At 74.1% G+C, this 11,092-nt stretch carries 9 protein-coding genes; 5 read left to right on the top strand and 4 right to left on the bottom strand.

The features are described from left to right. Positions 1–97: 97 nt before the first annotated feature. Positions 98–172: a 50S ribosomal protein bL37 gene (locus AC5L3Z_RS02595; protein WP_369700219.1), complete on the bottom strand. Its 75-nt coding sequence runs from the start codon at positions 170–172 to the stop codon at positions 98–100. Between the two features lie 248 nt (positions 173–420). Between AC5L3Z_RS02595 and AC5L3Z_RS02600 the strand changes: the two genes are divergently transcribed. Further along, the gene (locus AC5L3Z_RS02600; RefSeq protein WP_334524406.1) at positions 421–636 is read left to right on the top strand and encodes a biotin/lipoyl-binding carrier protein; all 216 of its coding nucleotides are present in this window, start codon (positions 421–423) and stop codon (positions 634–636) included. Beyond that, positions 633–1,145 (top strand): GNAT family N-acetyltransferase, encoded by a 513-nt coding sequence (locus tag AC5L3Z_RS02605; protein WP_494839158.1) that lies wholly within the window; start codon positions 633–635, stop codon positions 1,143–1,145. The genes AC5L3Z_RS02600 and AC5L3Z_RS02605 overlap by 4 nt, the downstream gene beginning before the upstream one ends. 4 nt (positions 1,146–1,149) lie before the next feature. Here AC5L3Z_RS02605 and AC5L3Z_RS02610 read toward each other — a convergent pair whose 3' ends face one another. Further along, positions 1,150–1,743 (bottom strand): TetR/AcrR family transcriptional regulator, encoded by a 594-nt coding sequence (locus tag AC5L3Z_RS02610; protein ID WP_494839159.1) that lies wholly within the window; start codon positions 1,741–1,743, stop codon positions 1,150–1,152. A 106-nt stretch (positions 1,744–1,849) separates the two neighbouring features. Between AC5L3Z_RS02610 and AC5L3Z_RS02615 the strand changes: the two genes are divergently transcribed. Next, on the top strand, positions 1,850–3,439 hold the full coding sequence (locus tag AC5L3Z_RS02615) for an MDR family MFS transporter (protein ID WP_494839160.1): 1,590 nt from the start codon (positions 1,850–1,852) through the stop codon (positions 3,437–3,439). A gap of 241 nt (positions 3,440–3,680) precedes the next feature. Here the strand turns inward: AC5L3Z_RS02615 and AC5L3Z_RS02620 are convergent, their stop codons facing one another. Continuing rightward, entirely contained in the window at positions 3,681–5,516 is a 1,836-nt protein-coding gene (locus tag AC5L3Z_RS02620) for a tetratricopeptide repeat protein (protein ID WP_494839161.1), read from the bottom strand. A gap of 188 nt (positions 5,517–5,704) precedes the next feature. On the opposite strand from AC5L3Z_RS02620, the gene AC5L3Z_RS02625 reads away from it, so the two are divergent. Both AC5L3Z_RS02625 and AC5L3Z_RS02630 read left to right on the top strand, forming a co-directional pair. Next, the gene (locus AC5L3Z_RS02625; RefSeq protein ID WP_494839588.1) at positions 5,705–6,736 is read left to right on the top strand and encodes an SIS domain-containing protein; all 1,032 of its coding nucleotides are present in this window, start codon (positions 5,705–5,707) and stop codon (positions 6,734–6,736) included. Positions 6,737–6,760: 24 nt separating this feature from the next. Beyond that, on the top strand, positions 6,761–8,278 hold the full coding sequence (locus tag AC5L3Z_RS02630; protein WP_494839162.1) for a sensor histidine kinase: 1,518 nt from the start codon (positions 6,761–6,763) through the stop codon (positions 8,276–8,278). A gap of 120 nt (positions 8,279–8,398) precedes the next feature. Here AC5L3Z_RS02630 and AC5L3Z_RS02635 read toward each other — a convergent pair whose 3' ends face one another. Continuing rightward, positions 8,399–9,892: a glycosyltransferase family 39 protein gene (locus AC5L3Z_RS02635; RefSeq protein ID WP_494839163.1), complete on the bottom strand. Its 1,494-nt coding sequence runs from the start codon at positions 9,890–9,892 to the stop codon at positions 8,399–8,401. Positions 9,893–11,092: the final 1,200 nt, after the last annotated feature.

The raw sequence follows: 11,092 nt of genomic DNA on the forward strand, positions 1-11,092 counted from the left end.
ACAACGGTGGCCCGGGTCGACTCGACCCGGGCCACCGTTGTGTCCGGCGCGTGGGCCGGCGCTGCTGATCACCGCGGCGGACGACCGCCGCGCAGGATCAGGAGTTGGGGCGCTTGCCGTGGTTCGCGCCGCTCTTCTTCCGGGCCTTCTTCTTCCGGGCCTTCTTCGCCATGCTGACCTCCTCGTGATGGGTCGGATCCCTGCGCACGACCCTCGGCGCCGGTGCACGCACCGGTCCTCCCGGCGCCAGGGTCCGACCCGCTGATGCTAGTGCCGCCGCCACCGGCGGTGGTCCGCCGGGGCGGGCCGGAGCGCGTGACGTCCACTATCGCCGAAGTGGCGCCGGCCGCTCCCCGCCCACCGGGTGTCGCCGCATGATTGGATACGTCGGCAGACAATCGCGAGAGGGAGGGCCGGAACATGGCCGAGGAGATCCGCGCCGAGATGGTGGCCAACGTCTGGAAGGTCGTCGCGTCGGCCGGGGACACCGTGTCCGAGGGGGACACCCTGGTGATCCTCGAGTCGATGAAGATGGAGATCCCGGTCGTGGCCGAGTCCGACGGTGTCGTCACGCAGCTCGCGGTCAACGAGGGCGACGTCGTGCAGGACGGTGACCTGATCGCGGTGATCGGTTGACCGGCCTGCTGGTCCGTCCGGCGACCCCGGCGGACTTCGCCGCGGTCGCCCGGCTGACGGTCGCCGCGTACGAGGCGGACGGGCAGCTCAAGGGCGAGAACGGGTACGCCGACGTGCTTGCCGACGTGGCCGTCCGGGCCGAGCACGGCGAGGTGCTGGTGGCCGCCGACGAGGTGACCGGTGAGGTGCTCGGGTCGGTGACCTTCGTGCTGCCCGGCACCCGCTACGCCGAGCTCGCCGGCCCCGGCGAGGCCGAGTTCCGGATGCTGGCCGTCGACCCGGCCGCCCAGGGCCGCGGCGCCGGGGCGGCCCTGGCCCGGGCCTGCGTCGAGCGGGCCGCTGCGCGCGGCTGCTCGGCGGTGGTGATCTGCGTACGCAGCGGCTTCGCCGGCGCGGCGCACCGACTCTACGAACGGCTCGGTTTCGTCCGCGCCCCCGAGAAGGACTTCTCGCCCCTGCCCGGGGTGGACCTGCTGGGCCTGCGCCTGGCGCTGACCGTCCGGCCCTGACCGGTCAGTCCTGACCGGCGCCGGGAGTCTGCCCGCCGATCCCGGTGAGCAGTTCGTCGGCGACGTCGAGGGCGAGCTTCTTGCGCTCGGCGTCGGTGATGTTCGGCGTGCGTACGGCGAACCAGCTGCTGTGCACGGCGAAGAGCGACAGCGCGGCCCGGAGCTGGGCGGCCGGAGAGTCGTCGCCCTGGCACAGCTCGTCGGCCAGGCGCAGCATCCGTTCGCGCATCTGCTGCCCGGCGGGGAGGCTCTTCAGCACCGTCTGGTTCTGCTCGAAGAACCGCATCACCGAGGGCTGCTCGCTGGCGAACATCGCGTCGGCGTACCGGCCGATCAGGGCCTGCCGGGTGGCCCGGCCGGCCGGTTGCGACCGCGACCACTCGATCAGCTCGTCCATCCGGCGTAGCCGGTCCTCGACGAAGCTGTTGACGATCTCGTCCTTGCTCTTGAAGTGGTAGTAGAGCGCGGCCTTGGTCACGTTCAACCGCTCGGCGATCTCCCGCAGCGAGGTCTTCTCGTACCCCTGCTCGGTGAAGAGTTCCAGCGCGACGGCCTGGATCCGTTGCCGCGTGCCGCCTGTGCTCTCCCTCACCCGCACCACCCAACTCGCTTGACGGTCTCTCGCCCACCAACTTACCGTGCGGCTAGTAAGGTAACTGGCCGGGCGGCAGGTAAGTGTGTCACTTCTCGGGGGGAGCCTACCCATGAGTCAGGAAAGCCAGACGGCGGCGAGACCCAACGTGAGGGTCGTGCTGTTCGGCCTGATGATCGCGATGATGCTCGCGATGCTCGACAACATGATCGTCAGCACCGCGCTGCCACGGATCGTCGGCGAGTTCGGCGGCGTGGACCACTTCACCTGGGTGGTCACCGCCTACGTGCTGGGCACCACGGTCTCCACCCCGATCTGGGGCAAGCTGGGCGATCTCTACGGCCGGAAGGCCGTCTTCCTGACCTCGGTGGTCGTCTTCCTGATCGGCTCGGCGCTCTGCGGCATGGCCGGCTCGGACATGCTCGGCGGCCCGGACAACGGCATGATCGAGCTGATCGCCTTCCGCGCCGTGCAGGGCCTCGGCGCCGGCGGCCTGATGGTCGGGGTGATGGCGATCATCGGCGACCTGGTGCCGCCCCGGGAGCGGGGCCGCTACCAGGGCATGATCGCCGGCATCATGGCGATCGCCATGGTGGCCGGACCGCTGGTCGGCGGCTTCATCACCGACCACCTCTCGTGGCGCTGGGCGTTCTACGTCAACCTGCCGCTCGGCGGCGTCGCGCTGGTCCTGCTGATCGCCACCATGCACCTGCCCAAGTACCGGACCGAGCACCGGATCGACTGGCTGGGCGCGGCGCTGCTCTCCGTCGGCATCACCGCGATCGTGCTGGTCACCACGTGGGGTGGCAACGAGTACGAGTGGGCCTCGCCGCAGATCCTCGGCCTCTCGGCGCTGGCTCTGCTCGCCCTGGTCGTCTTCGGCTTCGTCGAGCGGCGGGCCGCCGAGCCGATCCTGCCCCTCGGGCTCTTCGCCAACCGCAACTTCGCCCTGATCTCCGTGATCGGCTTCCTGCTCGGCTTCGCCATGTTCGGCGCGATGAACTTCCTGCCGCTCTACCAGCAGACCGTGCAGGGCGCCTCGGCCACCAACAGCGGCCTGCTCCTGCTCCCGCTGATGTTCGGCATGCTGGTGGTCTCGCTGGTGGTGGGCCGGGCGATCACGAAGACCGGCCGGTACCGGCTGTTCCCGATCGTCGGCGGGGTGGTGATGGCCGCCGGCCTGGCCCTGCTGACCCGCCTGGACGTCGACACCAGCAAGCTCGAGTCCTCCCTCTACATGATCGTGCTCGGGGTCGGCATGGGCTTCCTCATGCAGACCACGATGCTGATCGCGCAGAACAGCGTCGAGCAGAAGGACCTCGGCGCGGCCAGCGGCGCGGCCACCTTCTTCCGCTCCATCGGCGGCTCGTTCGGCATCTCGCTCTTCGGCGCGATCTTCGCCAACCGGCTCGCCGACTCCGCCGCCGGCAGTGCGTTCAGCGGCGGGGTCGGCGAGGGAGGCGGGATGGACCTGGAGCAGCTCAAGGGGTTGCCGGCGCAGCTGCGCGAGTCGGTCCTGGGCGGTCTCTCCGACGCCATCTCGCACGTCTTCTTCTGGGCGGTGCTCTTCACCGTCGCGGTGCCCGTGCTCGCCTGGTTCGTCAAGGAGGTGCCGCTGCGCTCGGCCAACGACGCCCCGCCCGCGGACGCCACTGGCGAGGAGCAGGCCGAGGCCGCTCTCGGCCGGGCCCCGGTGGCCTGAGCCCCGCCGGTCCGTCGCGGCCGCGTCGTCCCCTGCCCGGGTACGCCGCGGCCGCGCCGCGTTGCCGGCCCGGGTACACGACCGGCCGCGCCGCCGCCCGGCCCGGTAGGTCCCGGCCGGGCTGCGTCTCCGGTCGATCTTGGGCCTCCCTGCGCCGTCGACACCGCGGCGTGCCGCGGACCACGTCGACCTGGGGAGTCCTGCGGCGGTGCCGGGGGTGCAGGGTCCAGGTCGGGCGGGGTCAGGGGCGGCGGCGGAACGGGGCGGTCAGGCGGCGCCAGAGGCGGGTCAGGGGGCCTCGCCGGTGCGGGCCGACGGCGCCGTCGCCGATCAGCCGGTGGGCGAGGGCGGTGGTGGCCGGGTCCAGGGCCGGCGTGGCGAGCGCCAGGTGCGCCAGGGAGACGGCGATCGGCACCGGTCGTACCCGGGCCACGGTCGCCACGTCACCGAGCCGCTCGGCCACCACGCGGGCCACGTCGGGACGTACCTCGGGGTGGACCCAGGCGGCGGTGACCAGGGCGAAGAGGGCGGCTTCGGTGATCCAGTCCTCCACGCCCCAGACCAGCTCCACCAGCACCCGGCGCCGGGTCGAGTCCGGCCACGGCTCGTCGGTGCGGTGGTGCAGCAGCCCCAGGCAGGCCCAGACCTGCACGCAGCGCACCCAGAGCGAGGGGTCCTGCCCGGCCAGCACCCGGCCGAGCGCGGTGGCCGGCGCCTCGGGCGGGTGCACCAGCAGGCCCAGCAGGTCGGTCAGCTCCAGGGTGGCCAGCCCCACCGCCGCGTCGTACGCGGCCGGCGGGTGCGGCCAGGCCGGGTGGGCGAGCTGGCTGACCCGGTCCGCCGCCGCGGTGGACGGGGCCGGCAGGGTGGGCGCGGCGACCGTGCCGTCGTACCGCCACAGCGGGCAGGCGTCGGCCCGGCGCGGCTCACGCGGGTCCGGGTCGGCGACCCCGGTGACCTCGACCGCGAGGCCGGGTACGGCGGCCGTGACGGTCCGCATCGCGCTCGGCGGTTCCAACGCCGCCAGCCGTACCGCCCCGCCCGGCGGGCCGTCGGCGGCGAGGGCCCGGCGCAGCGCGTCGACCATCGCGCCGGCCGCCGGCGTCACCTGGCCGAGCCAGGGCCGGGCGCGGCAGCACTCGGCGAGGTCGCCGTGCTCGTGGGTGTCGTCGGGGTTGTCGCGGACGAAGTCGGCCAGGGCGATCAGGTGGGCCACGTCGCCGTCGCGCAGGAAGCGCAGCCGGTGGGCGGTGTGCACCGCGCAGTCGAAGCCGGGGTCCCGGGCCAGCGCCCGGTCGATCCACTCGATGGCCTGGTCGAGTCGGCCGGTGTCGGCCAGGGTGCCGGCGATGTCCGCGTAGACCGCCAGGTCGTCGGGGTCGTGCCCGACGGCCCGTTCCAGCGCCGCCAGGGCGTCGCGGGTCCGGCCGGCGCTGCGGTACGCGTACCCGAGCCACACCTCGCCGAGTTTGGACGGCTCCGCGCGTACCCCCCGGCTGGCCCAGGTGACGGCGAGGGTGACCTCGCCGATCCGCCGGGCCAGCGCGGACGCCGCGCCCAGCAGCAGGGCGTGGTCGGGATGCGCGTCGACCGCGTGCCGGGCGAGCGTGAGGTACGGCCGCAGCGGCGCCCGGGTGGGCCGGGGCGCCGGGTCCGGCACCGCCGCGCAGATCTGCATCAGGATCCGGGCGGCGCGGTCCGGGTCGAGCCGTTCGACCAGCTCGGGCGCGGACACCCAGGGCACGCCGGCCCAGTCCACACCCGGCGCGTGGCCGGTGGCGGCGACCAGCAGGTCGAGCCCCTCGGCCGGGCGTCCGGCGGCGGCGAGCAGGTGGGCGCGGGCCACCACGGCGCCGACGAAGGCGTGGTGGCCGAGCGGGAAGAGGTCGAGGTCGCCGCCGGAGGCGGCGGCGATCCGGGCGAGGGTCTCGTGCACCTCGGGCAGGGTCGGCGCCTGGACCAGGGCGGCGGTCAGGTGGTCGGCCGCGCCCCGCAGGTCACCCTCGTCCAACGCGAGCCGGGCCAGGGTGAGCTCCTCCGCCGCGGACAGCGCGGGTTCGTCACGTCCCTCCGTCACGTCGGCCTCTCGCTCTCGGGTGGGTTGCCGGGGCTGGGCAAGCCTAGGGGATGTCGCGCCGATCTGGTGATCCACTGCTCGTTGTTGTTCGGAAGATTGCTCTCATCTGATCATGCGTGCAAGACTGAGCATGAAACGCGCGGCTAGCGCGCAGGGAGGAGCTTTCCGTGACGCGTCCAGGGGCCGGCATGGCCGCCGACATCGAGGAGCAGCCGGCCGGATACGCCCGGTTGCTCTCCGCCGAGCAGGCCGACGCGATCGCCCGGGTGGCGGCGGTCATCGCCCGGCGGCGCCCACGACACGTCGTGTTCACCGCCCGGGGCACCTCCGACCACGCCGCCCTCTACGGCGCCTACCTCACCGAGATCCGTCTCGGCCTGCCCGCCGGGCTCGCCTCGCCGAGCGCGGTCACCATCTACGGGGCCCGGCCCGACCTCTCCGAGGCGCTGGTGATCGGGGTCAGCCAGAGCGGCGGCTCTCCCGACCTGACCGAGGTGCTGCGTGCCGCCCGCGCCTCCGGCGCGCTCACCCTGGCGGTGACCAACAACCCCGACTCGGCGCTCGCCGACGCCGCCGAGCTGAGCGTCGACATCGCCGCCGGCCACGAGCGGGCGGTCGCCGCCACCAAGACGTACACCGCCGAGCTGCTCGCCCTGCTGATGCTGGTGGAGGGCGTCCGGGCCGGCGACGGGGCGCTGCCGGCGCAGGAGCGGGCGGCGCTGGACGCCCTGCCCGCGCTGGCCGAGCAGACCCTGGCCGACGACACTCCCGCCCGGCTCGCCCCGCGCTACCGGTTCGCCGGCCAGCTCGTCACCACCGGTCGGGGATACGCGTACCCGACCGCCCGGGAGGCGGCGCTGAAGCTGATGGAGACCTCGTACCTGCCGACGCTCGCCTTCTCCGGCGCCGACCTGCTGCACGGACCCCTCGCGATGACCGACCCCGACGTGCCGGTGCTGGCCGTGGTCGGTTCCGGCCCCGGCGGCCGCTCCATGGGGGAGGTGCTGCCCCGGCTCGGTGAGCGCCGGGCCGACGTGGTGGTGGTCGGTTCCGCCGAGGTGGAGGGCGCAACCCGGATCGCCGTCCCCGAGGTCGACGAGCGGTACGCCCCGCTGCTGGACATCCTGCCGTTGCAGCGCCTGGCGCTGGCGCTGGCGCTGGCCCGCGGCGAGGACCCCGATGCGCCGCGCGGGCTGAAGAAGGTCACCGCGACGATGTGAGCCCGGCGTGGCAGGCTGAGTGGCGTGTCCACGCTGCGCGACCTTGCCGAGGAGCACACCCAGCTCCGTCCGGGCGACATCGACCACCTGCACCGGATCGCCGGGGACTGGCAGCTGCTGTCGGACCTCTCCTTCGCCGACCTGCTGCTGTGGGTGCCGGTCGACGGCGACGGGACGTTCCTCTGCGTGGCCCAGGTCCGCCCGACCACCGCGCCCACCGCGTACCTGGACGACCAGGTGGGCCGGATCGTCGGCGGGCCGGAGGTGGCGCACCTGGAGGTGGCCCACCGGCAGGGCCGGATCTGGCGGGAGGGCGACCCGGTCTGGTACGGCGACGTGCCGGCCCGGCACGAGGCGATCCCGGTCCGGCTGCGCTCCGCCGACGGTGAGACCGACGAGGTCGTCGCCGTGGTGGGCCGGGACACCAACCTCTCCACCGCCCGTACGCCCAGCCAGCTGGAGCTGAACTACCTCACCACCGCCGACGACCTCGCCCAGATGATCGCGGACGGCACCTTCCCGCCGCCCCGGCATCCGGGGGAGACCACCTCCGCGCCCCGGGTCGGCGACGGCCTCGTCCGGCTGGACGCCAACGGCAAGGTCACCTACGCCAGCCCCAACGCGCAGTCGGCGTACCGGCGGCTGGGCTACGCCTCCCACCTGGTCGGGGAGGACCTGGCCAAGCTGCACCGCCGGCTCGCCGGCGACCCGCTGGAGGGCACCGACGCCGCCAACGGCATCCTCGCCGCGCTGCGCGGCGAGGCGCCGCCCCGGCGGGAGATCGACGCCCGGGGCGCGACCATGCTGACCCGGGCGCTGCCGCTGATGCCCGCCGGCGTGCCGATCGGCGCCCTGGTCCTGGTCCGCGACATCACCGAGGTACGCCGCCGCGACCGCGCCCTGATCACCAAGGACGCCACCATCCGGGAGATCCACCACCGGGTGAAGAACAACCTCCAGACCGTCGCGGCGCTGCTGCGCCTCCAGGCCCGCCGGGTGTCCATGCCGGAGGCCCGGGTCGCCCTGGAGGAGTCGGTGCGCCGGGTCGCCTCGATCGCCCTGGTCCACGAGACGCTCTCCATGTCCAGCGACGAGGCGGTCGAGTTCGACGGCATCGTCGACCGGGTGGCCAGCGCGGCGACCGAGGTCGCGGCGACCGAGGTGTCGGTCGGCATGCGGCGCAGGGGCAGCTTCGGGGTGCTGCCGGCCGAGATCGCCACCTCGCTGGTGATGGTCCTCAACGAACTGCTGCTCAACGCCGTGGAGCACGGCTTCCCGCCAGCGGGCGAGGACGGTCCCGGCGCGGACGGCACGGCCGAGGTGGTCGTCTCGGCGCACCGGTTCCGCAAGCAGTTGCACGTCTCGGTGACCGACAACGGGCGGGGCCTGCCCGCCGAGTTCGACGCCGAGCGCGGCGGCCGGTTGGGCCTGCAGATCGTCCGGGCGCTCGTCACGGGGGAGCTGCGCGGCACCATCGAGCTGCGGGACGGGGCCACCGGCGGCACCGAGGCGGTGCTGGTCGTGCCACTGGCGAAGGCCTGATCCGGTACGTCGTCCGTCCGCTCTCCGGTCCGATCAGTACTGGCCGTTCAGCTCATTGTGACGAGACCGACCGGCTGTTCGATGCCCGATGTGGCTTTTAGCGGGTCCGACTCGTCCTGCTCAGCCGGGCCGGCTGAGCAGCGCGACGGTCACCCCGGCGCGGGGGCGGACCTGCTCGACGGTGAAGCCGGCGCGCAGCGCGTCCCCCTTCGCGCCGGGCACCGCGGCCAGCGGGTCGTCCCGACGTCCGGCGACCACCAGCCAGACCCGTCGGGCGCCGGCCAGGCACTCGGCCGGTCGGGCACACTCGGTGGCCCACAGGTCGGCCCGCTGTCGCTGGTCGCGTACCACCAGCACGTCCGGGGGCCGCCGTGCGCCCAGGTGGTACGCCACGCCGAGGTCGAGGAAGAGCCAGCCGTCGCGGGGGGAGTACACGACGACGTCGCCGGGTCGTTGCCCGGCCGCGATGAGCGCGGCCGCGCCGCGGTAGTCCACGGTGGCGCTGCGCGGCCAGCCGTGGCTGCGCCGCAGCGCCTGCTGGTCCGGCACGCTCAGCAGCCCGGCCAGCACCACCACGGCCAGCGCCGCCGGCGCCGGCACCGCGGCCAGCGCCGCGCCCGCGAGCAGGCAGCCGAAGGGCACGGTGAAGAGCAGGTAGCGCGGAACCCAGAGGGGTACGGCCAGCGCGGCGACGTAGACCAGCAGCACGGGCAGCAGCACACAGACGCCCGGCAGCAGGGCGCGCCGGCCGGCCCGGCCCGCGCCCAGCGCGGCGAGGCCGACCAGCAGCCCGCCCAGCACGCCGCTCTGCGCCACCGCGCCGGGCAGCGCCGCCAGGTCCGGCAGGCGGGCCGGCTCCACCCAGTCGAGCTGGTGGGAACGCTGGCTCCGGGCGGTGAGCAGCAGCGGCGCCAGCACCGCGGCGGCGGGCAGCAGGGCCAGCGGCCAGCGCAGCAGCCGCCGGTCCCGGGAGCGCGCCGGAGTCGGATGGCCGCCCGCGTCGAGACCGGCCGCCGTGGGGCCGCGCCACCAGGCCACCAGGACCACCACCGCGTGCGCGCCGAGCAGAGTGAGAGCGAGTAGGTGGGCCAGGCCGAGCCCGGCGACGGCGGCGGCGTACCCGGCCCAGCGCGTCCAGCCCGGCCGGTCCAGCGCCGCGACCAGCAGCAGGGTGGCCAGCACCGCGAACAGGGTCGTGAGCGCGTACGGGCGGGCCTCCTGGGCGTAGCGCGAGGTGCCGGGGAGGACCGTGAAGACCAGTCCGGCGAGCAGTCCGACGCGCGCCCCGAGCAGCCGCCGGCCGAGTACGGCGGTCAGCCCGGCCGCCCCGGCCATCCCCAGCGCCGACGGTGTCCGCAGCGCGGTCGCCGAGTCTCCGAAGAGCACCACCCAGCCGTGCAGCAGCAGGTAGTACGGCCCGGTGGCGGCGTCCACGGTGCCGCTGAGCCGGAACAGGTCGCCGACCGGGCGGGTGACCGCGCTCCAGGTGGCCAACTCGTCCCGCCACGGTTGGGCGTGGCCGATCCCGGCCAGTCCGACGGCGAGCGTGGCCAGCGCGGGCACCACCCAGACCAGGTGGCCTCCCCGACCCGCCAGATGCCGCCTTACGGACATAGTGCCCACGCGCCGAGCGTCCCACACCGGCCGGGACCGCGCGTGCCCTCCCGCGGGGGTGCCCTCCTGCCGGACGCGGTCTCCGATCGGGCGCCGATCCGCGCACCACCGGCTCCCCGGCCCATGCCCAGCGCTGGCACCGGCACCGGCACCGGCACCGGCACCGGCACCGGCACTGGTCTGGTGTTGGCGCCGACACTGGCACGGCGCTGGCGTTGTTGCAGGCAGTGGGACCCGCACCTGCCACTGTCACTGCCACTGTCACTGTCACTGTCACTGCCACTGCCACTGCCACTGGCGAGGGTGCCGGTACCTGTATTGGCACCGGCACCCTGTCGCCATAGGTGGTGCCGGGGTGTGGTCGTCCTTTAGAGCTGATGACGTAAACGATTCACCCGCCGCGACTGCCGACGGCTGGCAGTGGCGTAATCCCCGAGCCGAGCGATGGAAGCAGCTGACCGCCCGGCCGCACCATCGGCACCCGATGATCCGCGCCATCGCAGTGCCCGGGGTAGCGCAGCGAACGATGATGCGAGGTGGTCCGGGTGGGCCCTGACGCCTGCCGCGTCGGGCTGATTCGTTTGCGTCATCAGCTCTAAAGGCTCGTCAGGGGAGACCAGGGGGCGGGTGTCGACGCCGTCGGTCGCCCCCGTTGCCTTCGGTCGCCTGGTGGTGGAGTTGCCGGGCAAGGTGAGCGCGGCGGGCCGACAGCCGCGACGAGGTTTGCTCCTTCGGCGGTCACGTGCGGGGCGGTCACGTGCGGGGCGGTCACGTGCGGGGCGGTCACGTGCGGGGCGGTCACGTGCGGGGCGGTCACGTGCAGGGCGGTCACGTGCAGGGCGGTTACGTGCAGGGCGGATACGCGCGGGGGCGGATACGAGTGGGGAGTGGGGCCACCGGGCGATCGAGGGGCGTGGCCCGTGATGTGGGATGAGGCACGCGGTCATTGGCCGCCCCCGTGAGCGTGTGGCAGCATGGCGTCATGCTCGTCGCTGTCGTCCGCCGCTTCGTGGCCCGTCGCCACGTCGATTACGGCCGCGTGCGCAGCGCCATCTGTCCGGCCCACTGACGACGCCCGACCAATCCGTCTCGGGCGCGTTCTCGCGCCGGCCGTACCGACATCGTCGTCCTCGGCCCGTACCCACGGGTCGGCCGTCGCGTCCGCGCTCCCACCGAGGCACAGCAGACTTACGGAGGACG

This window comes from Micromonospora sp. LZ37 (genome assembly GCF_059359015.1).

Coding starts and splice junctions, on each gene's coding strand:
- AC5L3Z_RS02600 (WP_334524406.1), top strand. CDS start 421: ATGGCCGAGGAGATCCGCGCCGAGATGGTGGCCAACGTCTGGAAGGTC.
- AC5L3Z_RS02615 (WP_494839160.1), top strand. CDS start 1,850: ATGAGTCAGGAAAGCCAGACGGCGGCGAGACCCAACGTGAGGGTCGTG.
- AC5L3Z_RS02625 (WP_494839588.1), top strand. CDS start 5,705: ATGGCCGCCGACATCGAGGAGCAGCCGGCCGGATACGCCCGGTTGCTC.
- AC5L3Z_RS02635 (WP_494839163.1), bottom strand. CDS start 9,892: ATGTCCGTAAGGCGGCATCTGGCGGGTCGGGGAGGCCACCTGGTCTGG.